The sequence below is a fragment of the Pseudomonas sp. HTZ2 genome (genome assembly GCF_033173945.1).
Lineage (GTDB): Bacteria > Pseudomonadota > Gammaproteobacteria > Pseudomonadales > Pseudomonadaceae > Aquipseudomonas > Aquipseudomonas guariconensis.
Map to the genome: position 1 here is coordinate 920,061 of NZ_CP137332.1, position 26,527 is coordinate 946,587.

Below are 26,527 nucleotides of genomic sequence, written 5' to 3' on the forward strand. Positions count from 1 at the left end.
TCCCGATGGGTTTCAACCTTTCCGCCTGGGCCTTGCGCAACCGGCAGATCGTGCTGTTCTTGATGATCCTCCTGGGCGCGATTGGCGCGATGTCCTACACAAAGCTGGGACAAAGCGAGGATCCACCGTTCACCTTCAAGGCCATGGTCATTCGCACGATATGGCCGGGTGCTACCGCCGAGGAGGTCTCCCGGCAGGTCACCGAGCGCATCGAAAAGAAACTGATGGAAACCGGCGAGTACGAGCGGATCGTGTCGTTCTCGCGTCCAGGCGAGTCCCAGGTGACGTTCATGGCCCGGGACTCCATGCACTCCGATGCCATCCCCGAGCTGTGGTACCAGATCCGCAAGAAGGTCGCGGACATTCGCCATACCTTGCCGCCCGAGATTCAGGGGCCGTTCTTCAACGATGAGTTCGGCACGACTTTTGGCAACATCTATGCACTGACAGGTCCCGGGTTCGATTACGCCGTGCTCAAGGACTACGCCGACCGTATCCAGATCCAACTGCAGCGGGTCAAGGACGTGGGCAAGGTCGAGCTGATCGGCCTGCAGGACGAAAAAATCTGGATCGAGCTCTCGAACCTCAAGCTGGCCACCCTCGGCGTGCCGTTGCAGGCGGTGCAGCAGGCGCTGAGCGAGCAGAACGCGGTGAGCACCGCAGGTTTCTTCGAGACCCCCAGCGAGCGTTTGCAGTTGCGTGTCAGCGGACGTTTCGACAGCGTCGAGCAGATTCGCCAGTTCCCGATCCGCGTAGGTGATCGCACCTTCCGTATCGGGGATGTGGCCGAGGTCCATCGCGGCTTCAACGACCCACCTGCGCCACGCATGCGCTTCATGGGCGAGGACGCAATCGGCCTGGCGGTCTCGATGAAGGACGGTGGCGACATCCTGGTGCTGGGCAAGGCCCTGGAAGGCGAGTTCGCCCGCCTGGCGCGCAACCTGCCGGCGGGCATGGAGTTGCGCAAGGTTTCGGACCAGCCCGCTGCGGTGAAGGCAGGGGTAGGGGAGTTCGTCCAGGTCCTGGTCGAAGCCCTGGCCATCGTGCTGCTGGTGAGTTTTTTCTCCCTGGGCCTTCGCACCGGCCTGGTGGTGGCCCTGGCCATTCCACTGGTGTTGGCCATGACCTTCGCCACGATGCATTACTTCGGCATCGGCCTGCACAAGATCTCCCTTGGCGCACTGGTGCTGGCGCTTGGGCTGCTGGTGGACGACGCCATCATTGCCGTGGAGATGATGGCGATCAAGATGGAGCAGGGGTTCGACCGGCTCAAGGCGGCGAGCTATGCCTGGTCCAGCACGGCATTCCCAATGCTCACTGGCACCTTGATCACGGCGGCGGGCTTCCTGCCGATCGCCACGGCGGCCTCCAGTACTGGCGAATACACACGTTCTATCTTCCAGGTGGTGACCATTGCCTTGCTGACGTCCTGGGTGGCCGCGGTGGTCTTCGTGCCTTACCTGGGCGACCGCCTGCTGCCAGACCTGGCCAAGCGTCACGCCGAGGGTGCGCACGGTCCGGATCCGTATGGCACGCCGTTCTACCAGCGTGTGCGCCGCGTCGTGGAGTGGTGCGTACGCCGGCGCAAGACAGTGATCGTGCTGACGGTCGCGGCTTTCGTTGGCAGCATCCTGCTGTTCCGCTTCGTGCCCCAGCAGTTCTTCCCGGCCTCGGGCCGGCCCGAACTGATGGTCGACCTCAAACTCACCGAAGGCGCATCGCTGGCCAATACAACCGAGCAGGTCAAGCGCCTGGAGGCACTGCTCAAGCAGCAGGATGGCATCGCCAACTATGTGGCCTATGTCGGCACGGGGTCGCCGCGTTTCTACCTGCCGTTGGACCAGCAATTGCCGGCGGCGAGCTTTGCCCAGTTCGTGGTACTGGCCAAGAGCCTGGAGGATCGTGAAGCCCTGCGCAGCTGGTTGATCGCCACGCTGGATGCGCAATTCCCCGAGCTGCGTGGACGGGTCACCCGTTTGGAGAACGGTCCGCCGGTGGGCTATCCGGTGCAGTTCCGGGTGACGGGCGAGCATATCGAGAAGGTTCGTGCCCTGGCGCGGGAGGTAGCGGTCAAGGTGCGCGAGAACCCCCATGTGGTGAACGTGCACCTCGATTGGGAGGAGCCGAGCAAGGCGGTGTTCCTGGAGATCGACCAGGACCGCGCCCGGGCCTTGGGCGTAAGCACCGCGCATCTGTCGAGCTTCCTGCAAAGCTCGCTGACCGGCACCACGGTCAGCCAGTACCGCGAAGACAACGAACTGATCGAGATCCTGCTACGCGGCACCGGCCAGGAACGCCGTGAGCTGGGCAACCTCGGCAGCCTCGCGCTGCCCACCGACAACGGCCAGAGCGTGGCGTTGTCCCAGGTGGCGACCTTGGAGTACGGCTTCGAAGAAGGCGTGATCTGGCACCGCAACCGCCTGCCCACGGTGACCGTGCGGGCCGACATCTATGACAAGGAGCAGCCGGCTACGCTCGTCAAGCAGATCCTGCCAACCTTGCAAACGGTGCGCGATACCTTGCCCGAAGGTTACCTGCTGGAAGTCGGTGGCGCCGTGGAAGATGCCGAGCGCGGCCAGCGTTCGGTGAACGCCGGCATGCCACTGTTCATCGTGGTGGTGCTGACGTTGCTGATGGTGCAGTTGCGCAGTTTTTCGCGCACGGTGATGGTGTTTCTCACCGCGCCCTTGGGGCTGATCGGTGTGACGCTGTTCCTGTTGGTGTTCCGGCAGCCTTTTGGGTTTGTCGCCATGCTCGGCACCATCGCACTGGCGGGGATGATCATGCGTAACTCGGTGATCCTGGTCGACCAGATCGAACAGGACATCGCGGCGGGGCTGGATCGCTGGCAGGCGATCATCGAAGCTACGGTGCGGCGCTTCCGACCGATCGTGCTCACCGCCCTGGCGGCGGTATTGGCAATGATCCCGCTGTCGCGCAGCGTGTTCTACGGGCCGATGGCGGTGGCCATCATGGGCGGGTTGATCGTAGCGACCGTGCTGACGCTGTTGTTCCTGCCAGCGTTGTATGCGGCGTGGTTCAGAGTGAGGAAAAGCGGCTAGCTGGGAGCGGCAAGCGGCAAGCCACAAGGGGGACGAGCCACGCAGGCCTCGCGTCTTGCTTGTGGCTTACCGCTTGAAACTTACAGCTTGCAGCCGCGCGCTTCAAAGCGCGCCGAACACCTTCTTGGCCAGGCTGGTCGCGGCCTGGGCTGGGTTCTGGCGAATGTTCTGCTCCTGCTTGCCGATCATCTCGAACAGGCCATCGAGCGCTTTCTCGGTCACGTAGTTCTCGATGCTCGCGCTCTTGGCGTCTACCACGCCTAGGGCCACGGCTTGGCCGGCGAAGTTGTTGTACTGCTGCGCCAGGCCAACCTTGTCCGTGGCTTGCTTGACGATCGGCAGGAACTTGGCGCGGATTTCTTCACGGCTGCTCTTGTTCAGGTACTGGGTTGCCGAATCCTGGCCGCCGTTGAGGATGTCCTTGGCGTCGGTCACGGTCATCTTCTTGACCGCATCGACCAGAATCGCCTGGGCCTGCGGAACCGCTGCTTCGGCCGCCTTGTTCATGCTGTTTTCCAGGGCTTCGACCTGCTCACCCTTGCCGAACATCTTCATGGCCTTGGCGGCCTTGCCCAGGTTGCCTGGCAATTCGATGCGCACATCCGGGTTGTTGCTGAAGCCGCCAGGCGTGCTCAGTTGCTTGACGGCGATCTGAGCGCCCTGAGTCAGGGCGTCCTTCAGGCCGCCGGTGGCATCTTTCTGGCTCAGGTCGCCGAGCGACAGGGCCAGGGCGCTGGCCGACAGCAGCAGGCCGGCGCACAGGGTGGTGAAGCGCAGGGAGGTGCGAATCATGCTGGGTATTTCCTTATAGCTGGGAGAGGGCGGGCTCAGCGCACCGGGTCGACCTTGATGCGCACAGGCTGCGGATCGCTGCCGTCGAGGTTCACGCCGTGGTGTTCGGTGTTGATGAACAGCAACTTGCCGTCCAGCTCGATGCGTGCGCTGACTGCGTAGCGGTGGCCGGCTTTGATCTGGGTCGGGTCGTAGGTGAGGTGAAACGGCAGCGGCACATTGCCCTTCACCGGGCCGGCCTGGTTGGCCAAGGTCACCGCCGGGGCGTCCATCAGCGAGACGTCTTGCAAACTCACGCTCAGGGTGGCAGCCGGTGGCAGAGCCATGCGTTGCAGATAGTAGACTTCGCCATCCAGGCTGGCCTGGTGGGAGGGTGTGTTGCTGGTGCAGGCTGCGAGCAGGGATACGCCGCACAGCATGAAGAGTTTTTTCATGGAATCTCCGGTGTCCTTGGGGTTGGCTTTTGGCCAACCTCAGGGACTTTAGCGGATTTTTCCGGAGTCTTCAGCGTTGGGGCTACTGCGTCCGGGCTTATCTCAGGCGGGTGCTACCTCCACCGGCTCATCGCGGTGCAGCGCTACCTGGCGGATCGACAAGCGCAGCTCCGCCGACAACACGCGCTTGGCCACGCCCTCGGCGAGTTCGCCGAGCTTGTCGTGATAGCCCAGCTTGCCTTGACCGTCGGGGCGCAGTACATCCTGGTCGATCAAGGTCTGGATGAAATGGCGGAACAGCGTCTTGTCGAAGAACTCCGGGGCATTCAGGCCATGCAGGATCGACAGGCGCTGGGCCATCATCACGCACAGGTCTTCCAGCTCCTCGGCGCTCAGGGTGTTCTGGCCGCTGTTGAGCAGCAGGGACGTGGCCATGTAGAAGCGTTGCAACGTCTGGGTGATGCTCCGGGCCAGCAAGGTCAACAGGACGAACTGCCGCGAACTTGGGGCCGGGCGCAGATAGACGCCGTTCTCGAAGCGCAGCAGACCCTGTGCTACCAATGCGTCGAGCCATTGGTCGATGACCTCGTCCAATTGCTCGGGTGTCCAGCGCAGGAACAGTTCAGCCTGCAGGTACGGATACAACGCCTTGACGTACTGGCCGACCAGTTCGCGGCTCATGCGTGAGCTGCTCAGGAAGAAGCTCGCCAGCAACGCCGGCAGGGCGAAGATGTGCAGGATGTTGTTGCGGTAGTAGGTCATCAACACTGCGTTGGCTTCATCCAGGTAGAGGATGCGGCCCAGGGCGTCCTTTTGCTCCGAGAGCAGGTCCATGCCCCTGACATGTTCGATCAAGGCCGGACCGTCACCCTCCGGCAGGGTGGTGTGAGGGGAGTAGGGGACCTGCCGCAGCAAGGCCAGGTACAGGTTCAGCACGCGGGTCAGGGCGCGTTCGTCCAGTGCCAGGCGGCTGGTGGACAGCAGTGCCAGGGCCACCAGGTTGACCGGATTGATCGCCGCCGCTTCGTTCAGGTGACGTGCCACGGTCTCGCCCAGGCGGGTGGTGGTTTCGTTCAGCCAGGCCGGGCGGAATTGCGGGCCCAGGGCTTGCTCGCGCCAACCGGGTTGCTGCTGGTCGAGGAAGGCATTGAGGCGGATCGGTTCGCCGAAATTGACATAGACCTGGCCAAAACGCTGCTTGAGTGCGCCGATGACCTTGAAGATGTCGAAGATCGACTCTTTCTTCTTGCTCGCCCCGCGCAGCTCGCCCAGGTAGGTACGGCCTTCGAGCACGCGCTCATAGCCGATGTACACCGGCACGAAGACGATCGGTGTGCGCGAGGAGCGCAGGAAGCTACGCAAGGTGATGGCCAGCATCCCGGTGCGCGGTTGCAGCATGCGCCCGGTGCGCGAGCGCCCACCTTCGACGAAGTACTCCACCGGGAAGCCCTTGGTGAACAAGGTGTGCAGGTATTCGTTGAATACCGCGGTGTACAGCGGGTTGCCCTTGAAGGTCCGGCGCATGAAGAAGGCGCCGCCACGGCGCAGCAGGCCGCCGATCACCGGCATGTTGAGGTTGATGCCGGCGGCGATGTGCGGGGGCGTGAGGCCGTTGCGGAACAACAGGTACGAGAGCAGCAGGTAGTCGATATGGCTGCGGTGGCATGGCACGTAGATCACCTCGTGCCCTGGCGCGATGCCTTGCACCTGCTCGATGTGGTTGACCTTGATGCCGTCGTAGATCTTGTTCCAGAACCAGCTGAGCACCACTTCGAGGAAGCGGATCGCCGTATAGGTGTAGTCCGAGGCGATCTCGTTGCCGTAACGCAGGGCCTGGGCTTCTGCCTTGGCGTAAGGGATCTTCTCGCGTTCGGCCTCGTCGCTGATTGCCTGGCGCACCAGTGGGTCATGGACCAGGCCCTTGACCAGGTTGCGTCGGTGGGAGATGTCCGGGCCGATGACGGCGGTTTTGAGGTTGCGAAAGTGCACGCGCATGATGCGCTGGGCCATGCGCACGGTGCGCTCGTGGCCTTTGTTGTGCTGGATCAGCTCGCGTAGGTGAATAGGCGCTGAGAACTGCACACGGGTTTTGCGGCCCAGGATCAGTATGGTCAGCAGACGGCGCAGGCGGCCGGTAACCGCCCAGCTGTCGGCGAACAGCAGTTTCCAGGGGCTGGACTCACTGGCGGGCGACTGGCCCCAGAACACGCTGACCGGAATGATCTGCGCGTCCTCTTCCGGATGCTGGCTCACTGCGCCGACCAGACGCTCCAGGGTAGGGGGCGCGCCGCGTTTGTCATGACGGCCGAGCCAGTCCGGATCGGGCGTCAGGTAGAAGAAAGCCGCAGGCTCCTGCAGCGAACCGACACTGACCGGCAGCACAGGACGCGGTAGCCCCGCCTTGGTGCATTCGCGATCGACGACGGCCAGGTCCGTCAGCGAAGGCGAAGGCAGGGCGTAGAACACGGGACGGCTGCGATCGAGCTTCAGAGACAGAGATGACTGGTTGATGGTTTCGGAGCGCACCCACAGGTACAACAGGCGACGCAAGGCGCCGAAAATCAGTCGGCGCAGGGGGGAACGGGTCATGGGTGTGTGCCCTGGGAGAGATTTTTAAGTGATATTCCAGGCAGTTAGTCTGCCGTATCTGCGCAAGTTCGGCAAAATTCGCCAAATCGACGCCCAGTCATGAAATTTTTTTGTTCGCTGTCATATACTCGGTCCGCAGCTTGCAAGATATTTCTGCGAGCTGCGTCGGCACGGGGTGGTGACCTCGTGCTTGCAAGGCGATCTTCAAAATAAAAATCCGGAGTAGTTCAGATGTCGTCTCGTGAGACTGGGAATGTGAAGTGGTTCAACGATGCCAAGGGTTATGGCTTCATTCAGCGTGAAGGTGGGGCGGATGTCTTCGTCCACTATCGTGCTATCCGCGGTGAGGGGCATCGTACCCTGGTCGAGGGACAACAGGTGGAGTACGCCCTTGTGCAAGGCCAGAAAGGCCTGCAGGCTGAGGACGTCGTCGGTCTCTGACCGCCGTCTGGAGCAGTAAGCTTCAAGCTGCAAGCTGTCCGTGGAGCTTGCAGCCTGATGCGATCCAACGTGAAGCTGCGGCGTGTCGGCAGTAGCCTCAGTGGGTGCGCCAGGTGATTTCCTGTTCACCGTCGGCGCTGATGCGGATCCAGCGATCGGCATCCTCTTCACCATCTTCTTCGGCCCAGCTGCCGGGTGCGCAGCGCACTTCGACGCCCAGCGCGGCATAGGCAGCGCGAGCACAGGCGATGTCGTCGTCCCATGGCGTCTGGTCGCTTTCGAGGAACAGGCTGTTCCATTTCCCTACAGCCTTGGGTACCCAGGTGACCGGAATGTTACCGGCCATGCATTTCCAGGTTTGGCCACGCTGCTGCCATTCGCTACAAGTGCCCAATGCCTGGCTGAGCCATTCGGCCACTTGCTTGTGGTCGACGTCGGTGTCCTTGAGGTAGATCTCGATATCGGGTTGGCGCATAAAAAGGCTCCGGGTGTGCTCAGTCTTGGCGCACGAAATAGTCATAACGCATGGAAACCGTCACGTCGAACGGCTCGGGCTGGTCGATCACTCGTGCGCGTCTTTCGGCGCTGGCGCGCCAGCCGTGCGGTGTCATGGCCAGCAGGTCGGCGCGAGCCTTGGGCTCGGCCAGACTCAGGCGGAACTCGAGCACTTCGCCATGGGCGTGATGCATGCCCTCGGGAATCAGGGCCAGGTGCTTGTCATCGGCGTAAGGCCGTACTTCATCGTAGAGCACCTGGCGCAGTTCCATCAGATGGCCGCTGGTCGGCCCCACCCGCATCAGCCCGCCGCCGGGGCTGAGCAGGCGCTTGGCCTCCTGCCAGTCCAGCGGGCTGAACACGCTGGCGATGAATTGGCAGCTGGCATCGAGCAGCGGCACGCGAGCCATGCTCGCGACCATCCAGGTCACCTGCGGGGCCCGGCGGCACGCGCGCTTGACCGCCTCGCGGGAGATATCCAGCGCATAGCCTTGGGCGTGCGGCAACGCTTGGGCGATCTGCGCGGTGTAATAGCCTTCGCCGCAACCGATGTCGAGCCAGGCGCCGGGCTGGCGTTCGGCGGCCAGTTCAGCCAAGCGCCGGGCGACAGGCGCGTAGTGGCCAGCATCAAGGAAGTCGCGGCGGGCTTCGACCATCGCTTGGTTGTCGCCTGGATCGCGGCTGTTCTTGTGCTGCACCGGCAGCAGGTTCAGGTAGCCCTGGCGGGCACGGTCGAAGCGATGCCCGGCGGGGCACACCACGCCGTTGTCGAGCCGCGTCAGGGCGGCCTGGCAGAGCGGGCAGGCGAGCATCAGGCGAGCAACCGTACCAGGGTCTGGTAGTAAATCTCGGTCAGCAGATCGAGGTCGCTGGCCAGGATGCGTTCGTCGACCTGGTGAATGGTCGCGTTGACCGGGCCGAGCTCGACCACCTGGGTGCCGAGGGTCGCGATGAAGCGCCCGTCGGAGGTACCGCCGCTGGTGGAGGGCTGGGTATCACGACCGGTCACGCCCTTGATGCTGGCCGAAACCGCATCGAGCAGCTCGCCCGGCTCGGTGAGGAATGGCAGGCCAGACAGCGCCCAGTCGATGCTCCACTCCAGCTGATGCTTGTCGAGGATTGCTGCCACGCGAGCCTGCAGGCCCTCGACCGTGGATTCGGTGGAGAAGCGGAAGTTGAACAGCGCGGTCAGCTCGCCCGGCACCACGTTGGTGGCGCCGGTACCGGAATTGAGGTTGGAGATCTGGAAACTGGTCGGCGGGAAGAACGCATTGCCTTCGTCCCAGTGTTCGGCGGCCAGTTCCGCCAGGGCCGGCGCGGCCAGGTGGATCGGGTTGCGCGCCAGGTGCGGATAGGCCACGTGGCCTTGCTTGCCGCGTACGGTCAGCTTGGCGCCGAGCGAGCCGCGACGGCCGTTCTTCACGACATCGCCCAGCAGGCTGGTGCTGGAAGGTTCACCGACGATGCACCAGTCCAGACGCTCGTTGCGTGCCTTGAGGCGTTCGACCACGGCCTTGGTGCCATGGTGCGCCGGGCCTTCCTCGTCGCTGGTGATGAGGAAGGCGACCTTGCCGCGGTGGTTCGGGTAGTCCCGCACGAAGCGTTCGCTGGCCACCACCATCGAGGCGAGGCTGCCTTTCATGTCCGCGGCGCCACGGCCGCAGAGCATGCCATCGGCATCGATCAGGGCTTCGAAAGGCTCATGTTGCCAGGCTTGCACCGGGCCGGTGGGGACCACGTCGGTGTGGCCGGCAAAACACAGCACGGGGCCTTCCTGGTTGCCGTGGGTGGCCCAGAAGTTGTCGACGTCCTCGATACGCATCGGCTCGAGTTCGAAACCGACGGCGCCCAGGCGCTGCATCATCTGGGCCTGACAGTCGGCATCGACGGGAGTGACCGAGGGGCGACGGATCAGGTCGCAGGCCAGTTGAAGGGTAGGCGAAAGCTCGGCTGGGGCCGTCATGAAGGACTCCGGGGCAAGGCGGGCGGGAAAACAGGGGCGTTATCTTATATCAAATGAATAAGACGGGCACTGGGAATGGGGCCGCGCTGCGGCCCCTTCGCGACACAAGGCCGCTCCGACAGAAGTCATCGCTAACCCTGGAGGCGCTCCCACAGGGCGTGACCCGGCCAGCCCCTGTGTCAGGTAGCCTTGGCCTCGACGGCCTCATCCCCAGGCTTCGGCAAGGATGACAGCATTGCCATCACCAGCGCCGCCAGGTAAGGCAGCGACTGCACCAACAACATCGCCACCCAGAAGCGCATGTCCGCCCCCGGCAGGCCTTGGACCAGATAGATGCCCAGCGCAGCGCCCCAGAGCAGCAGCATGATGAACAACTCCTCGCGCGCCTCGGAAATCGCCACCAGCAAGCCATGGCTGTCGGCATTCTTCGGGGTGCGGAAGAACGGCATGCTGCTGGTGAAGAAGCCGTACAGCACCGCCTTGGCGATGGTGTGCGACAGAGCAAGCCCGGCCAACGCGGCGGCGAAGGCATCCTTGAGGTTCACGCCGACTGCGCGGCGATAGAGGAAGATGATCTTGCCGACCTTGAAGAAGAACAGCGCCAGTGGCGGGATGGCGAAGATCATCAGCGGTGGGTCGACCCGCTGTGGAACGATGATCATCGCCGCCGACCAGAGCAGGGCACCGACAGTGAAGAAGATGTTCATGCCGTCGGCGATCCACGGCAGCCAGCCGGCGAGGAAGTGGTAGCGCTGGCCACGGGTCAGTTCGCTGCCCTTGCCCCGCAACAGCGCGGCGGCATGGTGCTTGATGATCTGGATGGCGCCATAGGCCCAGCGAAAACGCTGTTTCTTGAAGTCGATGAAGGTGTCGGGCATCAGGCCCTTGCCATAACTGTTGTGGGCGTAGGCGGCCGAAAGCCCCTTCTCGAACACCCGCAGACCCAACTCGGCATCCTCGCAGATGCACCATTCGGCCCAGCCCAGCTCTTCCAGGACTGAGCGTCGGGTCATGGTCATGGTGCCGTGCTGGATGATCGCGTCTCGGTCGTTGCGAGTGACCATGCCGATGTGGAAGAAGCCCTTGTATTCGCTGTAGCACAGCTTCTTGAAAGCGCTTTCGTGCTGGTCGCGGTAGTCCTGGGGCGACTGCACCACGGCGATCTTCGGGTCGGCGAAGTGCGGCACCATGTGCTTGAGCCAGTTGCGGTCGACACAGTAGTCCGAGTCGATCACCGCGATCACTTCGGCGTCCTTGGCCGTATGAGGGATCAGGTAGTTCAGCGCGCCACCCTTGAAACCGGCCAGCGGTGCGACGTGGAAGAAGCGGAAGCGTTCGCCCAGGCGTTCGCAGTGGGCCTTGAGCGGCTCCCAGACGGCCGGATCCTTGGTGTTGTTGTCGATCACCAGCACTTCGTAGTCCGGATAGTCCAGGGCGGCGAGGGCATCCAGAGTCTGTTTCACCATTTCCGGCGGCTCGTTGTAGCACGGCACATGGATCGACACCTTTGGCCTATAGGCCGAATCGCCTTGCACCGGCAGGAACTCGCGCCGGCGCTTGTGGATCCAGACCGCTTCGGCCAGTTCATGGGCTTCGGTCAGCAGCACGATGAACACGCCCAATGCGCCCAAGGCCAGGAGCACGCCGACGGTCAGGCTGAACCAGGTGCTGTATTGCTGGCTGTAGTCGTAGGCGATCCACACCAGCACCGATCCGCACAGGAAGGTAATGAACGTGAGGAAGGTGCGACCGCGCTGGCGCAGTGCCGAGCCGTCGATCAGCAGTACGGTCAGGGCAATCATCGCCAGTACTACAGACGCCACCGCCAGGGCGCGCCACTGCGGGATGGCCACGACCGGCCCCTCGAAGTTGAACTTCTGCTGGCGCGCGGCGTTGTACACGCCCCAGTAGGCACCCACCGAGCCTTCGTCGCTGGCTTTCCAGGGTTGGTCGTAAGCCTCGATGACGAAGTAGTTGTAGCCCCGTCGGTTTAGCGTGTTGACCAGTGTGCGCAGGTAGATGGCCTGGTCGGCCTGGGTCGCGTCGGCCCCGCCGCGCATGCGGCCGTTGCTTGGCCAGCCGACTTCGGAAAGCAGCAGGGGTTTGCGGGGGAACTGATGCTTGAGTTCGCGGGCGCGGTCGAGAACGAACTGTAGCGAGTCCTTCATCGGCACGAATTCCCAATAGGGCAAGATGTGTGCGGCGATCAGGTCGACATGCTTGGCCAGTTCGGGGGTTTCCTTCCAGATGTGCCACTGTTCACTGGTCGTGACCGGCACCTTGACCGCAGCACGCACCCGGTCCAGGTACCCGATCAGCGCCTCGGGCGTGACCTCCTTGCGGAACAGCGCCTCGTTGCCCACCACGACCCGAACCACGCTGCGGGAGGTATTGGCCAGTTCGATCGCCTTGGCGATTTCGCGTTCGTTGCGTTCCAGGTCCGGGCTGATCCAGATCCCCAGGGTGATGCGTAGACCAAGTTCTTCGGCAAGGCGCGGTATGTCGGCCTGGGTGCCCTCGACGGTATAGATGCGGATACTGTCGGTCAGCTTGCTCATCTGTTCTAGGTCTTGGCGGATCTCTTCGTCGCTGGGGTACTGCCCCTTTTGCGGGCTTTGCCCGAGGCGGAACGGCGAATAGGAGAAACCAGAGATCTGCTCCGGCCAGGCGGGGGCAGACACTGGACGGTTGATCAGCGCCCAGAAACCGGTGAACAGCGCGGCAATGGCCAGGACCACTACCAGGTTGAGACCGAATTTGCGTGATGACATAGATGTTTCAGATTCCGAAAGGAGAGCGGGGGCGGGCAATGGCTTGGATTTCCCGCCGGAGATGAAGTTCTGAAGCCGCTCGGCTATTGCTCAGGACCACTGCGATAAGTGGGATATTAAAGCAGGATTTGTAGGGGCTTTACTAACCAGCGCCTCGCAAGGGCTGCCAGGTGCGGTGAGCGGGCAGCACGAAAGCCCCAGGGCCCGCCTGTTGGCTTATAATGCGCGCCGTTTTTTCAGGGGGTGATCATGAGCACAGAAGATCCACGCTTCGCCGGCGTTGCCCGGCTGTATGGCGAGCAAGGCCTGGAGCGCCTGCGCCGGGCCCACGTGGCGATCGTCGGTATCGGTGGGGTCGGGTCCTGGGCCGCCGAAGCCATGGCCCGCAGTGGTGTTGGCGAGATCACCCTGTTCGACCTGGATGATGTCTGCGTGAGCAACACCAACCGCCAGGCTCATGCCTTGGAAGGGCAAGTCGGACGGCCCAAGGTCGAGGTCATGGCCGAGCGCCTGCGGGCGATCAACCCGGCCTGTACCGTGCATGCGGTGGCTGACTTCGTTACCCGCGACACCATGATCGAGTACATCACTGAAAATCTCGATTGCGTCATCGACTGCATCGACAGCGTGATGGCCAAGGCCGCACTGATCGCCTGGTGTCGTCGTCGCAAGATCGCTATCGTCACCACCGGCGGCGCGGGCGGGCAAATCGACCCGACCCAGGTCCAGATCGGCGATCTGAACAAGACCTTCAATGACCCGCTGGCCTCGCGGGTACGCTCGACCCTGCGGCGCGACTACAACTTCTCGCGCAATGTATCGCGCAACTACGGTGTGCCCTGTGTGTTCTCCAGCGAGCAGCTGCGCTACCCCAAGGGTGATGGCAGCGTGTGCCTGCAAAAGCGCTTCGTGGGCGAGGGCGTGCGCCTGGACTGCTCTGGCGGCTTCGGGGCAGTGATGATGGTCACCGCAACCTTCGGCATGGTCGCGGCGAGCAAGGCGGTGGAAAAACTGGTGGGCGGTGCCCGACGGCCTTCGGAGCGGGTCAAGGCCGAGTAAGCCAGTGATTGCTCGCCGCCTGCCCCATCGGGCCGAGGGGCCAGGGATGACAGTGGCCTGAGGAGCCCTTTCGCAGGTTTACCGGCGAAGAGTCCCCAGTCACTGACGGCCCGCCAATTCAGCCATTCGCTGCAACACCGCATGAAGGCCATTGGAGCGTGACGGCGAGAGCTGACGTTCCAGCCCCAACTGGGTAAACCAGCCGCGCAGATCGACCTGCGCCAGCTCCGCGCTGGGCAAGCCCTGCACCCGCACCAGCAACAGCGCCAACAGCCCGCGCAGCAGACGCGCGTCGCTACTGGCCTTGAAGTGCCACTGGCCGTCGACGTGCTCGGCCACCAGCCACACCAGGCTTTCGCAGCCGTGCACACGATGCTCATCGGTTTGCTGTGTTTCTGTCAGCGGCTCCAGGCGATCGCCCCATTGCATCAGTAACCGCGCCCGCTGCTCCCAACCCCGGGCCTGTTCGAAGTGCTCCAGCGCCTGGCTGGCGGCGGTAGGCAGGCTCATCGCAGCAGCTCCAGGCCTTGATCCAGGGCATCGAAGAACCGCTGCAGGTCGTCGCTGTCGTTGTACAAGGCCAGGGACACGCGAATCGCCCCCTCCAGGCCCAGCCCTTTGAGCAGTGGCATGGCGCAGTGGTGGCCGGCGCGTACGGCAATACCTTGCTCGGTGAGCAGATGAGCGATATCGGCATTGTGCACACCCTCTACCACAAAGCTCACCAGGGCCGCTTGTGGCGTGCCCAGGATGCGGATGCCTTCGCGATCGCCCAGGCCGCGCAGCAGGGAGTGATGGAGGCTGGTCTCATGGTGGGCCACGGCGGTGGCGTCGAGGCTGGCCAGGTAGTCGAGGGTCGCCCCAAGGCCAATGACTCCGGCGATCGGCGGCGTGCCGGCCTCGAAACCCAGCGGTGCCGGACGGAAACTGGCGCTTTGGTAGTCGGCCAGTTGCACCATCTCACCGCCAAATTGCCAGTGACGCAGCTGCTCCAGTGCCTGCGGACGGCCATAGAGCACACCGACGCCTTCGGGGCCATAGAGTTTGTGGCTGGAAAATACGTAGAAGTCGCAGCCCAGTTGCTGCACGTCATGGCGGCCATGCACAACGCCTTGGGCACCGTCGACCACCGTCAGCGCGCCTTGGGCGCGCGCGTGGGAGAGCAGGGCCGGCAGTGGCTGCCAGGTGCCCAGCACGTTGGATAGCTGGCTGACCGCCAGCAACCGGGTGCGCGGGCCGATCAGTTGCAGGGCTTGGTCCAGATCGATGCGGCCATGTTCGCCCAGTGGCAGCACTACCAGGCGCACACCGCGCCGTCGCGCCAGTTGCTGCCAGGGCAACAGGTTGGCGTGGTGTTCCAGGGCGCTGATTGCGATCTCATCGCCTGCTTCGAAGCGGTATTCCAGGCCATAAGCCAGCAGGTTGAGGGCCGAGGTGGCGCCATGGGTGAACACGATCTGCCGGGAATCTGCGGCGTTGAGCCAAGCGGCTACCTTGTCGCGGCTAGCCTCGAAGGCCTGGGTCGCCAGCGCGCCAGGCAGGTGCTGGGCACGATGCACGTTGGCTGCGCCATGGCCGTAGTAATGGCTCAGGGCATCGAGCAAAACTTGAGGTTTCTGCGTGGTGGCGGCGCTGTCCAGGTAGGTCTGGTGCTGGCGTTGCAGGGCGGCGATGGCGGGGAAGTCGGCACGCCAGGGGGAGGGCTGGAACATGATCGCGGGGCCTGGAATGAAAAATCGGGACTGACATGACGTCAGCCCCGATCTTATCACTTCAAACCCGGGCAGGTTCTCAGTTGTGGGCGTGCAGCGCCTCGTTCAGCTCGATGGCCGACTTGTGGGTCTTGCACTCCACCGCGCCGTTGAGCGAGTTGCGACGGAACAGCAGGTCGGTCTGGCCGGCCAGGTCGCGCGCCTTGACTACCTTGACCAGTTGGTTGTTCTCGTCCAGCAGGTTCACTTTGGTACCGGCAGTGATGTACAGACCAGCTTCCACGGTGTTGCGGTCGCCCAGCGGGATACCGATACCGGCATTGGCGCCGATCAGGCAACCTTCGCCGACTTTGATGACAATGTTGCCGCCGCCGGACAGGGTACCCATGGTCGAGCAGCCGCCGCCCAGGTCCGAGCCCTTGCCGACGAACACGCCTGCGGAGACGCGGCCTTCGATCATGCCTGGGCCTTCGGTGCCAGCGTTAAAGTTGACGAAGCCTTCGTGCATGATGGTGGTGCCTTCGCCGATGTAGGCGCCCAGGCGTACACGGGCGGTGTCGGCGATACGCACGCCAGCTGGAACCACGTAGTCGGTCATCTTCGGGAACTTGTCCACCGAGAACACTTCCAGCAGCTCGCCTTTGAGGCGCGCTTCCAGTTGCAATTCGGCCAGCTCGCTCAGGTCGACCGCGCCCTGGTTGGTCCAGGCGACGTTCGGCAGCAGCGGGAAGATACCGGCCAGGCTCACGCCGTGTGGCTTGACCAGGCGGTGCGAAAGCAGGTGCAGCTTCAGGTACGCCTCTGGCGTGGAGGTCAGGGCGCCGTCTTCAGCCAGCACGGTGGCGACCAGCGGCTTATGGCTTTCGGCCAGGCGGGTCAGCAGTGCGGCCTGGGCGGCGTCCACGCCCTTGACGGCTTCAGCCAACTGGGCGGCCTGGGCGTTGCTGAAGGCAATGGCCTGGTTGCCGCCTTCGTAGCCGAGGATCGGCGCGATGGCTGCGACCAGCTCAGCGCTCGGGGCGAGGACAGGCTGAGCGTAGAAGACTTCCAGCCAGGTGCCCTGGCGGTTCTGGGTGCCGACACCGAAGGCCAGGCTGAACAGGGTAGTGGACATGCAATTACCTCATGCGAATAAGGGGTTGAAGCGAAGGCGGTTCAGGCCAGTGCCGCGGCGTACAGGTCGGGCTTGAAACCCACCAGGGTGCGGTTACCAAGATCGAGCACCGGGCGCTTGATCATCGAAGGCTGGGCCAGCATCAGGTCGACGGCCTTGGCCTGGTCGAGATCGGCCTTGCTGGCGTCGTCCAGCTTGCGGAAGGTGGTGCCGGCGCGATTTAGGATCACTTCCCAGCCGTGCTCCTCGCACCAGCGGTTCAGGCTGTCGCGGTCGATGCCCTGAGTCTTGTAGTCATGGAAGGCGTAGCTGACGGCGTTTTCGTCAAGCCAGGTACGGGCCTTCTTCATGGTGTCGCAGGCTTTGATGCCGTAGAGAGTGTAAGCCATTGAATTCATCGGGGATCGTTGGCTTCCCCAATCCTCCCCATGTTCTCCCGAAAGTCAGTCGCCGGATTATGCGGCATCGTTCCATTGAGCGCCACGGCTGTGGTCGCGCAGGGTTGTCGCATCGAGAGGAGTAGCATTGTGTTACATATTGGCAGGGCAGCTGCGACTATCGTGCAGCGGCTCTAGGTAGCGGAGCACCGCTAACATATTGTTTCAAAGGCTATCTCGCCTGCGCTGTCGTTTGTCCGTTCAAAGAGGAAGCTTTGCCGATGCAGTCAGCCTATACCGTCCTAATCCTGCTGATGCTGGTGAGCTTGTCGAAACTGGTGGGGCGGGTGATTCCGCTGCCGCTTCCGCTGGTGCAGATCGGCGCCGGCGCTTTGCTGGCCTGGCCGACCCTCGGGCTGCACGTTGCGCTGGATCCGGAGTTGTTCCTGTTCCTGTTCCTGCCGCCCTTGCTGTTCGCCGATGGCTGGCGCATGCCCAAGCGTGAGCTTTGGCGCATCCGTGGTCCGGTGGTGGCGCTGGCAGTGGGCCTGGTGCTGTTCACCGTGGTCGGTGCGGGTTACTTCATCCACTGGCTGCTGCCCAGCATTCCCCTGCCGGTGGCGTTCGCCTTGGCGGCGGTGCTGTCGCCTACCGATGCGGTGGCGGTGTCGGCCATCACCCAGGACCGCCTGCCCACGCCGTTGATGCACATGCTCCAGGGGGAGGCGCTGATGAACGACGCCTCGGGCCTGGTGACCTTCAAGTTTGCCCTCGTCGCAGCTATCACTGGCGTGTTTTCCTTGGCCGATGCCAGCCTCACGTTCGTGCTGGTCGCTCTGGGTGGGCTGGGCGTGGGGGTGGTATTGAGCTGGCTGGTCGGGCGCCTGCGCATGTGGATGATCGCCCGGGGCTGGGATGACCCAGCGACCCATGTGGTGTTCATGCTGCTGCTGCCGTTCGCCGCTTATGTGCTGGCCGAGCGCCTGGGAGTGTCGGGCATCCTGTCGGCGGTGGCGGCGGGCATGATGCAGAGCTGGCTCGACCTGTTACCGCGCCAGACCAGCACACGTCTGCTTAACCGCAGCGTCTGGTCCCTGCTGGAGTTTGCCTTCAATGGCCTGATCTTCCTGTTGCTCGGGTTGCAGTTGCCGGACATCGTCAAGGCCGTGGTCACCGATGAAGCCACGGTGTGGCCGACCCTGGCTTGGCGCTGCCTGGACGTGGTCGCGATTTTCGCGGCATTGATCCTGTTGCGTTTTGTCTGGGTGCAGAGCATCTGGCGCGCCATTGGGGTCGTGCGGCGCTGGCGCGGCAAGCCTGAACTGGTGCTGCTGCCGACGGCTCGCTCCTGCTGGTTGCTGACCTTGGGCGGGGTGCGCGGCGCCGTGACCCTGGCCGGTGTGATGTCGATACCTTTGCTGATGGGGGCCGGCAAGGCCTTCCCCGAGCGCGACCTGCTCATCTTCATTGCCGCTGGGGTGATCCTGCTGTCACTGATTTGCGCGGTGATCACCTTGCCGATCCTGCTGCGCGGCGTTACCCGCAGCCCGGATGATCGCTTGCGCCAGGAAGTCCAAGAGGCTTGGCGACGCACGGCAGAAGCGGCGATCCACGCGCTGGAGGCGGAAGAAGTGATTGATGCCAACGCCGCTCAGGATGCAACCCAAGCCACCATGGCCACCGAGTTGAAGGCGCGTCTGATGGCCGAATACCGTGATGAGCTGGACAGCTACAACGACTCGGCAGAGGCCCGGGCCCTGGCCGAGCAGATGGACCTGTTGGAACGTCGCCTGCGTCTACGTGCGCTGCGCGCCCAGCGGCTTGAACTGTACAACCTGCATCGCCAGCACTTGGTGGGCGATGAAGTGGTGCGCCAGGTGTTGGGCGAGCTAGACCTCAGCGAGGCGAACCTGGGCCAAGTGCGCTGAGGACATCAGTCATGGGGATAGGCCAGGCGCATGAATGCCAGGTCTTTTCCGCTCAGCTGACTGTTCAGCCCAACTTCCCAGTCCCCCAAGGTGTAGGCCTGGGGAACTGGGTAGTGCATGACTGAGCCGGGGTCGTAGTCGGTCTTTACCAGGCCGACGTCGTCACGTGTGCCGATCATTTCCTCCATGACGTGCTGGTGCGTCCAGCCGGGCATCGCGGTGACGCTTTTCAGCACTTCGGGCAGGTTCCAGGGAATGTTTGCGCCAGGGTGCTGATGTTCGTGCTCCGCGCCCAGGGCGTGGCCGAATTCATGCAGCACGACGTGTTCGAAACTTGCCTGCGCCGGTACAACGTTCAGGTTCATGGTTTCGCCCCTGGTCGTCAGCGCGTCTGTGCCCACGAGCGATTCGTTGTGTATCAGCGATGGGTGGGCACGTACACGGATCTGTGCACGTGGGTCGTCATCCAGCGCAAGGTCGAGCGAGAGGTTGGCGTCGGATTCGTCCAGCCATTGGCTGGCCAGGTCGAAGATATCGGTTTTCAGGCGCCGGTCAGTCGAGCCTAGGAACGAGACCCAAAGGGTACGGCCCGGACGCCAGAGCTTGCCATGCACGCCAAGGGCGCGTTTACGGCGGTTGGCCAACGGTGCATTGCCAGCGTTGCGAGGGTTTTCGGCGATCGCCAGGGCATGTGCTTGGCGCATGTCCAGAGGTGCGCGCCGACGAGGAAAGATCAATGAGGTCAAGGGAAAAGCTCCGCTAGGTCAAAGATGCGGAGCTTTTCCTGTTGCCGGTGGCTATGTGCGGTACTTATTGCTCACCGACAGTTCGCTGCCCGACCCGTCGCCTCTCAGCGCGTCAGGAAGGCGCGAATCCGTTCTGCCGCCTCGATGCACTCGGCCAACGGTGCGACCAGCGCCATGCGCACGCGGCCAGCGCCAGGGTTGACCCCGTCCACCTCACGAGACAGATAGGAGCCTGGCACCACAGTCACATGCTCGGCTTCGAACAGGTCGCGGGTGAAGTCGGCATCGCAGCCGGGCACCTTGGCCCACAGGTAGAAGCTGCCGTCGGGACGCTGAACGTCCATCACCGGCTGGAGAATGTCCAGCACCGCGTCGTACTTGGCCCGGTACTGGTCGCGGTTCTCGCGCACGTGAGCTTCGTCCTGCCAGGCCGCCACGCTCGCCAGTTGGGTCTGCACCGGCATGGCACAGCCGTGGTAGGTGCGATAGAGCAGGAATGGCTTGATGATCTTGGCATCGCCCGCCACGAAACCGGAGCGCAGGCCCGGCAGGTTGGAGCGTTTGGACAGGCTGTGGAACACCACGCAGCGGGCGAAGTCGCTGCGGCCCAGCTCGGCACAGGCGCTGAGCAGACCGGGTGGCGGCGCCTCTTCGTCGAAGTACAGCTCGCTGTAGCACTCGTCCGCGGCAATCACGAAGTCATGCTCGTCGGCCAAGGCAATCAGCTTTTTCAGGGTCTCCATTGGCACCAGGGCGCCGGTGGGATTGCCGGGCGAGCACAGGAAGAGGATTTGGCAACGCTTCCAGACCTCGACCGGCACAGCGTCGAAGTCAGGGTTGAAACCGTTGCTTTCCAGGCATGGCAGGTAATGCGGCGTAGCGCCCGCCAGCAGGGCCGCGCCTTCGTAGATCTGGTAGAACGGGTTGGGGCTGACCACCAGGCCGTCATCGGCGCGGTTGACCACGGCTTGGGTGAAGGCGAACAACGCCTCGCGGGTACCATTGACCGGCAGGATATGACGGTCGGCATCGAGCCAGCCGGCCGGTACACCGAAGCGTCGCTCGCACCACTGGCCGATGGCCTGGCGCAGGGCTGGCAGGCCGATCGTACTTGGATACACCGCCAGCTTGTCGAGGTTGTCGGCCATGGCCTGGGCGACGAACGCCGGCGATTCGTGCTTCGGCTCGCCGATCGACAGGGCGATGGCACGCTTGTCCGCCGCAGGCTTCACGCTGCCCAGCAGGGCGCGGAGTTTTTCGAACGGGTAGGGCTGAAGCTGGGTCAGGGCATGGTTCATCGGCGCAAGGTCTCGTCAATCTAATCGTTAAAAGGTCACGCGGGTCGGGCTGGCGTCGCTGGCTTGGCCAGCCTGCAACTGCTTGATAATGGCCTCCTGCAGACGAAGGCACAGTTGCGGGTCGGACAGCGGCTGGTTGTCGGCATCGGTAATGAAGAACACGTCTTCCACGCGTTCGCCCAGTGTGGCGATCTTAGCGTTCTGCAGCGACAGGTCGAACTCCAGGAAGATCCTGCCGACCCTGGCCAGCAGGCCAGGTCGATCGGGCGCGGTGATCTCGAGGATGGTCACCGGCCGCTGGGCGTCATTGTGGATGGTCACCTGGGGAGCGAAGGTGAAGTGCTTGAGTTGTCGTGGCACCCGACGCTGGATGATGGTCGGGTAGTCCTCAGGGTTGCGCAGGGCTTCGGTCAGGCCATCGCGGATCTGCTTGACCCGCTGCGGGTTGTCGCCGATCGAGCCGCCGTCGTTGTCCAGGACGATATAGGTATCGAGGGTGAACTGGCTGCTGGAGGTGATGATCCGCGCATCGTGAATGTTCAAGTTGAGCTGGGACATCGCGGCTACGGTCACGGCGAAGAAGTCGTGCTGGTCCGGCGCATAGATGAAGATTTGCGTGCCACCTTCGAACTCGCGCTGGGTGGTTTCCTTGATCAGTACCAGGGGGCCGCCATCGGCTGGCTGCTGGAGGATCGCGTCGCTGTGCCAGGCGACGTCGGCGGCGGTGTGGCGCAGGAAGTAGTCGTCGCCCAACTGAGCCCAGAGCTGCTCCACGTCGTCCGGGTCGGTGCCTTCGCGGACCAGGATATCCAACGCCGCGGTCTGCGTCTGGCGGATCTGCTCCTCGCGGTCCAGCGGGTTTTCCAGGCCCCGGCGCAGGGCGCGCTTGGTCTCGGTGTAGAGTTGGCGCAGCAGGCTGGCGCGCCAGGAGTTCCACAGGCTGGGGTTGGTGGCGTTGATATCGGCCACGGTCAGTACGTAGAGGTAATCCAGGCGCGTCTCGTCGCCCACCAGCAGGGCGAAGTCGTTGATCACCTGCGGGTCCGAGAGGTCCTTGCGCTGGGCGGTGGTGGACATCACCAGGTGCTGCTGCACCAGCCAGACGATCAGTTTGCTGTCCCACGCCGGCAATTGGTGGCGCTTGCAGAACGCCTGGGCATCCACCGCGCCCAGCTCTGAATGGTCGCCCTGGCGTCCCTTGCCGATGTCGTGATACAGGCCGGCGAGGTAGATCAGCTCGGGTTTGGGCAGGCGGCCCATGAGCTTGCTGGCCAGCGGGAATTTCTCCGACACCGGGGTGTACTGGAGTTTGCGCAAGTGCTTGATCAGGTTGAGGGTATGGGCATCGACTGTATAGATGTGGAACAGGTCGTGCTGCATCTGCCCGACGATCAGGCCGAATTCCGGCAGGTAGCGGCCCAGAATGCCGTAGCGGTTCATGCGCCGCAGGTTGCGATGGATGCCGATTTCGCACTTGAACAGCTCGATGAACAGGCTGGTGTTGCGGATATCGTTGCGGAACTTGTCATTGATCAGGTGACGGTGTTCGCGCAACTGGCGCACGGTGTCGGCGCGCACGCCCTTGATCTCCGGGTGCTGTGCCATCAGCACGAAGATCTCCAGCATGGCGAACGGCGTGCGTTTGAACACGTTCGGGTTGACCGCTTCGATGTAGCCATCGTGCAGGCGGAAGCGAGCATTGAGCGGCTGGGTGGTGCCGCTGTCTTCGTCAGCGAGGATGACTTCCTCGAAGTGCTGGATGATGAGGTCGCACAGCTGGCTGATGCTCATCACCACCCGGTAGTACTGCTGCATGAACTGTTCGATGGCCCGCTTGGGGTTCTCGTCGCTGTAACCGAGCAGAGCGGCGACGCTGCGCTGATGGTCGAACAGCAGGCGGTCCTCGGCGCGCCCTGCAAGCATGTGCAGGGCATAGCGCACGCGCCACAGGAACGCCTGGGACGAAGCCAGCAGCTCGTTCTCGCTTTCCAGCAGGAAATCTTCGCCGGCCAGGGCATGAAGGTTCAGGGTGCCGTACTGGCGGCGGGCCACCCAGAGGACGGTCTGGATGTCGCGCAGACCGCCCGGAGAGCCTTTGACGTTGGGCTCGAGGTTGTATTCGGTGTCGTTGTACTTGTGGTGACGGGCCTTGAGTTCGGCGCGCTTGGCCAGGAAGAACTCCTTGCTCGGCCACATGTGCTCGGTGCTGGTTACATCCAGCATGCGCTGGCGCAGGGCTTCAGGGCCGGCGATGGTGCGGCTTTCCATCAGGTTGGTGATGACCGTCAGGTCGGCGCGGGCCTGTTCGGCGCATTCATCGACCGTGCGTACGCTCTGGCCGACCTCCAACCCGATGTCCCAGAGCAGCGTCAGGAAGCGCTCGATGGCGTCGCGGTACTGCTCATGCTCGGCGCTGTCGAGCAGGATCAGCAGGTCGATGTCCGACCAGGGGTGCAGCTCGCCACGGCCGTAGCCGCCGACGGCCACCAGGGCGATGCCGGCCTGGTCGCGCCAGTCGAACTGGTTCCAGGCCTGTTGCAGGATGTTGTCGACGAACCAGGCGCGCGCCTCGATGAGAGGGCGGATCTCGCAGCCTTCCCGAAAGCGCCGGTCGAGCACCGTGCCCGCCTGGCGGATGGCCTTCTTGAAGGCAGCGATGGGGCTAGCCTTGAGGGCCAGTTCCGCCTGGAACTGGCCGCGGTCGAACAGCTCGGGATCCACCTGGGTCATCGAGTCGCGTTCCTGTGTGATTGGCCCCGTCAGGCCGAGGTGCGCGGGAGGGTGTCGTCCTTGCGCAGGGTGAAGATCTCGTAGCCGGTAGCGGTCACCAGAATGGTGTGTTCCCACTGTGCCGAGAGCTTGCGGTCCTTGGTGATGGCGGTCCAGCCGTCGCCCAGCACCTTGGTGTCGGCCTTGCCCTGGTTGATCATCGGTTCGATGGTGAAGGTCATGCCTTCCTTGAGTTCCATGCCGGTGCCGGCGCGGCCGTAGTGCAGCACTTGCGGCTCTTCATGGAACACCTTGCCGATGCCATGACCGCAGAACTCGCGGACCACGGAGAAGCCATTCTTCTCGGCGTGCTTCTGGATGACCTCGCCGATGTCGCCCAGGCGGCAACCCGGCTTGACCAGCTCGATGGCCTTGTACATGCACTCCTGGGTCACCTTGGACAGACGCTCGGCCCACGGGGCGACGGTGCCGACATGGAACATACGGCTGGTATCGCCGTGGTAGCCATCCTTGATCACGGTGACGTCGATGTTGATGGTGTCACCGTCCTTTAGCGGCTTCTCGTTGGGGATTCCGTGGCAGACGACGTGATTGATCGAGGTGCAGATCGACTTGGGAAAGCCTTTGTAGTTGAGCGGTGCCGGAATGGCCTGCTGGACATTGACGATGTAGTCGTGGCAGATGCGGTCCAGTTCTTCGGTGGTGACACCGGGCTTGACGTGTTCCTCGATCATCTCGAGGACTTCGGCGGCCAGGCGGCCGGCGATGCGCATCTTCTCGATGTCTTCTGCGGTCTTGATGGTGACGGTCATTACGGGCTCTCTACGGCGCCGCGAGGGCGCGAACAAACGGGAAAGGCCATATTCTATCAGAGGGTGGCTTCAAACCTAGCATTGAGCTGCAAGCTGCAGCCGTCTGCATGCGATTTGCTTTTGCTTGTCGCTTGTCGATTCGAACTGTTCTGACTGGGTTCCGTTCGCTCGCGGTCTGTGGTATAAAATGCGCCGCTTTCGGGGGAGGTCCTCCGGAAGCTCAAACCCACACACGTGTCGACACGATGGCCTGGGTGCTCCGAGTCCGATGGGCTCGTGGGTTGGTCATTGGGATACGTGGAGGCCCAACCCGACTTATCAAGGAACTATCATGTCCCAAGTCAACATGCGCGATATGCTGAAGGCCGGTGTGCACTTCGGCCACCAGACCCGTTACTGGAACCCGAAAATGGGCAAGTTCATTTTCGGCGCGCGTAACAAGATCCACATCATCAACCTGGAAAAAACCCTGCCGATGTTCAACGACGCTCTGTCGTTCGTAGAGCGCCTGGCCCAGGGCAAGAACAAGATCCTGTTCGTCGGCACCAAGCGTTCCGCTGGCAAGATCGTCGCCGAGCAAGCTGCTCGTTGCGGTTCGCCATACGTTGACCACCGCTGGTTGGGCGGCATGCTGACCAACTACAAGACCATCCGCGCTTCGATCAAGCGTCTGCGCGACCTGGAAACCCAGGCCGAAGACGGCACTTTCGCCAAGCTGACCAAGAAAGAAGCCCTGATGCGCTCCCGCGACCTGGAAAAGCTGGATCGCAGCCTGGGCGGCATCAAGGACATGGGCGGTCTGCCTGACGCACTGTTCGTCATCGACGTTGATCACGAGCGCATCGCGATCACCGAAGCCAACAAGCTGGGCATCCCGGTCATCGGCGTTGTCGATACCAACAGCAGCCCTGAAGGTGTTGATTACATCATCCCAGGTAACGATGACGCCATCCGCGCCATCGAGCTGTACATGACTTCGATGGCTGACGCCGTCATCCGTGGCCGCAACAACGTTGCTGGCGGCACCGAAGTCTACGCTGAAGAAGCGGCGGCACCAGCTGCCGAGTAATTGACGCCTGCGTCTACTTGGCACGCAAAAAGGGGGCTTGGCCCCCTTTTTGCCACCTGAAATCCTCCTGTCAGCATCCCGTCGCATCCTGTAGTGCGCTGACATCAAGACAGTGGATTTCCAGAATTGAACGCCCGTGATGAGCGGGTGGAATGGTTGAAAAACTTTCCAAGAGGATTTTGAAATGGCAGCAATTACTGCAGCGCTGGTAAAAGAACTGCGTGAGCGTACTGGCGAAGGCATGATGGATTGCAAGAAGGCCCTGGAAAAGGCCGGCGGCGACATCGAGAAAGCCATTGATGACATGCGCGCTTCGGGCGCCATCAAGGCTGCCAAGAAGGCTGGTAACGTTGCCGCTGAAGGCGCTATCGCCGTCAAGACCGACGGCAAATCCGCCGTCCTGCTGGAAGTGAACTCGCAGACCGACTTCCTGGCTCTGCAAGACGACTTCAAGAACTTCGTTGCTGAAAGCATCGAAGAAGCCTTCGCCCAGAAGCTGACCGACGCAGCCCCGCTGATCGCCTCGCGCGAAGCCGCTCGTGAAGCCCTGGTCGCCAAGTGCGGCGAGAACGTCAACATCCGTCGCCTGGCGCGCGTTGAAGGTGACGTTGTCGGTGCTTACCTGCACGGCAACAAGATCGGTGCCGCTGTCGTCCTGAAAGGCGGCGACGTCGAGCTGGCCAAGAACATCGCCATGCACGTTGCAGCTTCGAACCCAGAGTTCCTGCTGCCGTCGGAAGTCTCGGCCGAAGCCATCGAGCGCGAGAAGGGCGTCTTCCTGCAGCTGAACGCTGACAAGATCGCTGGCAAGCCAGAAAACATCGTCGAGAACATGATCAAAGGTCGTATCTCGAAGTTCCTGGCCGAAGCCTCGCTGGTCGAGCAGGCGTTCGTCATGAACCCGGAAGTCAAAGTCGGCGAGCTGGCCAAGAAGGCCGGTGCTGAAATCGTTTCCTTCACCTACTTCAAGGTCGGCGAAGGCATCGAGAAGCCTGTCGACAACTTCGCTGAAGAAGTTGCCGCCCAGGTAGCTGCCGCCAAGCAGTAAGACGGACTCGTCTGTCGCCCCAAAGAGGCTGCCCGCTCACGCGCGCAGCCTCTTTGTCAAACCGGAGCCGGGTTTATCCGGCCAGGC

General features: G+C 63.0%; 21 protein-coding genes. 6 read left to right on the forward strand and 15 right to left on the reverse strand.

Annotation, left to right across the window (positions count from 1 at the left end; translation table 11 throughout):
• Nucleotides 1-5 precede the first annotated feature (5 nt).
• Nucleotides 6-3,062, forward strand: a complete 3,057-nt coding sequence (locus tag R6G97_RS04380; protein ID WP_070572398.1) for an efflux RND transporter permease subunit — start codon at nucleotides 6-8, stop codon at nucleotides 3,060-3,062.
• A gap of 102 nt (nucleotides 3,063-3,164) precedes the next feature.
• Here R6G97_RS04380 and R6G97_RS04385 read toward each other — a convergent pair whose 3' ends face one another.
• From R6G97_RS04385 to plsB, 3 genes are all read right to left on the reverse strand, one after another.
• Nucleotides 3,165-3,854: a DUF4197 domain-containing protein gene (locus R6G97_RS04385; RefSeq protein WP_043215781.1), complete on the reverse strand. Its 690-nt coding sequence runs from the start codon at nucleotides 3,852-3,854 to the stop codon at nucleotides 3,165-3,167.
• Nucleotides 3,855-3,889: 35 nt separating this feature from the next.
• Nucleotides 3,890-4,288, reverse strand: a complete 399-nt coding sequence (locus tag R6G97_RS04390) for a YbaY family lipoprotein (protein WP_043215782.1) — start codon at nucleotides 4,286-4,288, stop codon at nucleotides 3,890-3,892.
• 102 nt (nucleotides 4,289-4,390) lie between these two features.
• A complete protein-coding gene (gene plsB, locus R6G97_RS04395; RefSeq protein WP_090346057.1) occupies nucleotides 4,391-6,877 on the reverse strand; it encodes a glycerol-3-phosphate 1-O-acyltransferase PlsB in 2,487 nt (828 codons plus the stop codon).
• A gap of 231 nt (nucleotides 6,878-7,108) precedes the next feature.
• Here plsB and R6G97_RS04400 point away from each other — a divergent pair, with 231 nt between their 5' ends.
• Nucleotides 7,109-7,318: a cold-shock protein gene (locus tag R6G97_RS04400; protein WP_011535295.1), complete on the forward strand. Its 210-nt coding sequence runs from the start codon at nucleotides 7,109-7,111 to the stop codon at nucleotides 7,316-7,318.
• 97 nt (nucleotides 7,319-7,415) lie between these two features.
• Here R6G97_RS04400 and R6G97_RS04405 read toward each other — a convergent pair whose 3' ends face one another.
• The 4 genes from R6G97_RS04405 to R6G97_RS04420 form a co-directional block, all read right to left on the reverse strand.
• A complete protein-coding gene (locus tag R6G97_RS04405) occupies nucleotides 7,416-7,793 on the reverse strand; it encodes a hypothetical protein (RefSeq protein ID WP_043215785.1) in 378 nt (125 codons plus the stop codon).
• 19 nt (nucleotides 7,794-7,812) lie between these two features.
• Nucleotides 7,813-8,625: a putative RNA methyltransferase gene (locus R6G97_RS04410; protein ID WP_317847843.1), complete on the reverse strand. Its 813-nt coding sequence runs from the start codon at nucleotides 8,623-8,625 to the stop codon at nucleotides 7,813-7,815.
• Nucleotides 8,625-9,776 carry a succinyl-diaminopimelate desuccinylase gene (dapE, locus tag R6G97_RS04415; RefSeq protein ID WP_070572389.1) on the reverse strand — a complete coding sequence of 384 codons (1,152 nt, stop codon included), beginning with the start codon at nucleotides 9,774-9,776 and terminating at the stop codon, nucleotides 8,625-8,627. Before dapE ends, R6G97_RS04410 begins: the two co-directional genes overlap by 1 nt.
• Nucleotides 9,777-9,955: 179 nt before the next feature.
• The gene (locus R6G97_RS04420; RefSeq protein WP_102082214.1) at nucleotides 9,956-12,547 is read right to left on the reverse strand and encodes a glycosyltransferase; all 2,592 of its coding nucleotides are present in this window, start codon (nucleotides 12,545-12,547) and stop codon (nucleotides 9,956-9,958) included.
• Nucleotides 12,548-12,796: 249 nt separating this feature from the next.
• On the opposite strand from R6G97_RS04420, the gene tcdA reads away from it, so the two are divergent.
• A complete protein-coding gene (tcdA, locus tag R6G97_RS04425; protein ID WP_317847844.1) occupies nucleotides 12,797-13,606 on the forward strand; it encodes a tRNA cyclic N6-threonylcarbamoyladenosine(37) synthase TcdA in 810 nt (269 codons plus the stop codon).
• 99 nt (nucleotides 13,607-13,705) lie between these two features.
• Here tcdA and R6G97_RS04430 read toward each other — a convergent pair whose 3' ends face one another.
• From R6G97_RS04430 to R6G97_RS04445, 4 genes are all read right to left on the reverse strand, one after another.
• Nucleotides 13,706-14,116 carry a SufE family protein gene (locus R6G97_RS04430; protein WP_043208900.1) on the reverse strand — a complete coding sequence of 137 codons (411 nt, stop codon included), beginning with the start codon at nucleotides 14,114-14,116 and terminating at the stop codon, nucleotides 13,706-13,708.
• Nucleotides 14,113-15,318 carry a cysteine desulfurase gene (locus R6G97_RS04435; RefSeq protein ID WP_317847845.1) on the reverse strand — a complete coding sequence of 402 codons (1,206 nt, stop codon included), beginning with the start codon at nucleotides 15,316-15,318 and terminating at the stop codon, nucleotides 14,113-14,115. The genes R6G97_RS04430 and R6G97_RS04435 overlap by 4 nt, the downstream gene beginning before the upstream one ends.
• A 79-nt stretch (nucleotides 15,319-15,397) precedes the next feature.
• A complete protein-coding gene (dapD, locus tag R6G97_RS04440; RefSeq protein WP_043208895.1) occupies nucleotides 15,398-16,432 on the reverse strand; it encodes a 2,3,4,5-tetrahydropyridine-2,6-dicarboxylate N-succinyltransferase in 1,035 nt (344 codons plus the stop codon).
• A 41-nt stretch (nucleotides 16,433-16,473) separates the two neighbouring features.
• Nucleotides 16,474-16,821 (reverse strand): ArsC family reductase, encoded by a 348-nt coding sequence (locus tag R6G97_RS04445; protein WP_090346071.1) that lies wholly within the window; start codon nucleotides 16,819-16,821, stop codon nucleotides 16,474-16,476.
• 269 nt (nucleotides 16,822-17,090) lie between these two features.
• On the opposite strand from R6G97_RS04445, the gene R6G97_RS04450 reads away from it, so the two are divergent.
• On the forward strand, nucleotides 17,091-18,737 hold the full coding sequence (locus R6G97_RS04450; RefSeq protein ID WP_043208891.1) for a Na+/H+ antiporter: 1,647 nt from the start codon (nucleotides 17,091-17,093) through the stop codon (nucleotides 18,735-18,737).
• A gap of 5 nt (nucleotides 18,738-18,742) precedes the next feature.
• Here R6G97_RS04450 and R6G97_RS04455 read toward each other — a convergent pair whose 3' ends face one another.
• The 4 genes from R6G97_RS04455 to map all read right to left on the reverse strand — a co-directional run bounded on the left by R6G97_RS04455 (nucleotide 18,743) and on the right by map (nucleotide 24,323).
• Nucleotides 18,743-19,483 carry a peptidase M12 gene (locus tag R6G97_RS04455; protein ID WP_139205759.1) on the reverse strand — a complete coding sequence of 247 codons (741 nt, stop codon included), beginning with the start codon at nucleotides 19,481-19,483 and terminating at the stop codon, nucleotides 18,743-18,745.
• Between the two features lie 104 nt (nucleotides 19,484-19,587).
• Nucleotides 19,588-20,781 carry a succinyldiaminopimelate transaminase gene (gene dapC / locus R6G97_RS04460; RefSeq protein WP_070572373.1) on the reverse strand — a complete coding sequence of 398 codons (1,194 nt, stop codon included), beginning with the start codon at nucleotides 20,779-20,781 and terminating at the stop codon, nucleotides 19,588-19,590.
• 27 nt (nucleotides 20,782-20,808) lie between these two features.
• The gene (locus R6G97_RS04465) at nucleotides 20,809-23,511 is read right to left on the reverse strand and encodes a [protein-PII] uridylyltransferase (RefSeq protein WP_043208884.1); all 2,703 of its coding nucleotides are present in this window, start codon (nucleotides 23,509-23,511) and stop codon (nucleotides 20,809-20,811) included.
• Between the two features lie 29 nt (nucleotides 23,512-23,540).
• Nucleotides 23,541-24,323 (reverse strand): type I methionyl aminopeptidase, encoded by a 783-nt coding sequence (gene map / locus R6G97_RS04470; protein WP_043208882.1) that lies wholly within the window; start codon nucleotides 24,321-24,323, stop codon nucleotides 23,541-23,543.
• A 331-nt stretch (nucleotides 24,324-24,654) separates the two neighbouring features.
• Between map and rpsB the strand changes: the two genes are divergently transcribed.
• A complete protein-coding gene (gene rpsB / locus R6G97_RS04475) occupies nucleotides 24,655-25,392 on the forward strand; it encodes a 30S ribosomal protein S2 (protein WP_043208878.1) in 738 nt (245 codons plus the stop codon).
• Nucleotides 25,393-25,576: 184 nt separating this feature from the next.
• Nucleotides 25,577-26,440: a translation elongation factor Ts gene (gene tsf / locus R6G97_RS04480; protein WP_043208875.1), complete on the forward strand. Its 864-nt coding sequence runs from the start codon at nucleotides 25,577-25,579 to the stop codon at nucleotides 26,438-26,440.
• The last annotated feature ends 87 nt before the right edge of the window (nucleotides 26,441-26,527 follow it).

Bases quoted from the DNA above. Each gene is read 5' to 3' on its own strand.
- rpsB (WP_043208878.1), top strand. From the start codon at position 24,655: ATGTCCCAAGTCAACATGCGCGATATGCTGAAGGCCGGTGTGCACTTC.
- R6G97_RS04445 (WP_090346071.1), bottom strand. From the start codon at position 16,821: ATGGCTTACACTCTCTACGGCATCAAAGCCTGCGACACCATGAAGAAG.
- R6G97_RS04385 (WP_043215781.1), bottom strand. From the start codon at position 3,854: ATGATTCGCACCTCCCTGCGCTTCACCACCCTGTGCGCCGGCCTGCTG.
- plsB (WP_090346057.1), bottom strand. From the start codon at position 6,877: ATGACCCGTTCCCCCCTGCGCCGACTGATTTTCGGCGCCTTGCGTCGC.
- R6G97_RS04390 (WP_043215782.1), bottom strand. From the start codon at position 4,288: ATGAAAAAACTCTTCATGCTGTGCGGCGTATCCCTGCTCGCAGCCTGC.
- R6G97_RS04450 (WP_043208891.1), top strand. From the start codon at position 17,091: ATGCAGTCAGCCTATACCGTCCTAATCCTGCTGATGCTGGTGAGCTTG.
- R6G97_RS04420 (WP_102082214.1), bottom strand. From the start codon at position 12,547: ATGTCATCACGCAAATTCGGTCTCAACCTGGTAGTGGTCCTGGCCATT.
- R6G97_RS04380 (WP_070572398.1), top strand. From the start codon at position 6: ATGGGTTTCAACCTTTCCGCCTGGGCCTTGCGCAACCGGCAGATCGTG.
- R6G97_RS04435 (WP_317847845.1), bottom strand. From the start codon at position 15,318: ATGTTCCAGCCCTCCCCCTGGCGTGCCGACTTCCCCGCCATCGCCGCC.
- R6G97_RS04430 (WP_043208900.1), bottom strand. From the start codon at position 14,116: ATGAGCCTGCCTACCGCCGCCAGCCAGGCGCTGGAGCACTTCGAACAG.
- R6G97_RS04405 (WP_043215785.1), bottom strand. From the start codon at position 7,793: ATGCGCCAACCCGATATCGAGATCTACCTCAAGGACACCGACGTCGAC.
- tsf (WP_043208875.1), top strand. From the start codon at position 25,577: ATGGCAGCAATTACTGCAGCGCTGGTAAAAGAACTGCGTGAGCGTACT.
- tcdA (WP_317847844.1), top strand. From the start codon at position 12,797: ATGAGCACAGAAGATCCACGCTTCGCCGGCGTTGCCCGGCTGTATGGC.
- dapC (WP_070572373.1), bottom strand. From the start codon at position 20,781: ATGAACCATGCCCTGACCCAGCTTCAGCCCTACCCGTTCGAAAAACTC.
- dapE (WP_070572389.1), bottom strand. From the start codon at position 9,776: ATGACGGCCCCAGCCGAGCTTTCGCCTACCCTTCAACTGGCCTGCGAC.
- R6G97_RS04465 (WP_043208884.1), bottom strand. From the start codon at position 23,511: ATGACCCAGGTGGATCCCGAGCTGTTCGACCGCGGCCAGTTCCAGGCG.
- R6G97_RS04400 (WP_011535295.1), top strand. From the start codon at position 7,109: ATGTCGTCTCGTGAGACTGGGAATGTGAAGTGGTTCAACGATGCCAAG.
- dapD (WP_043208895.1), bottom strand. From the start codon at position 16,432: ATGTCCACTACCCTGTTCAGCCTGGCCTTCGGTGTCGGCACCCAGAAC.
- R6G97_RS04410 (WP_317847843.1), bottom strand. From the start codon at position 8,625: ATGCTCGCCTGCCCGCTCTGCCAGGCCGCCCTGACGCGGCTCGACAAC.
- map (WP_043208882.1), bottom strand. From the start codon at position 24,323: ATGACCGTCACCATCAAGACCGCAGAAGACATCGAGAAGATGCGCATC.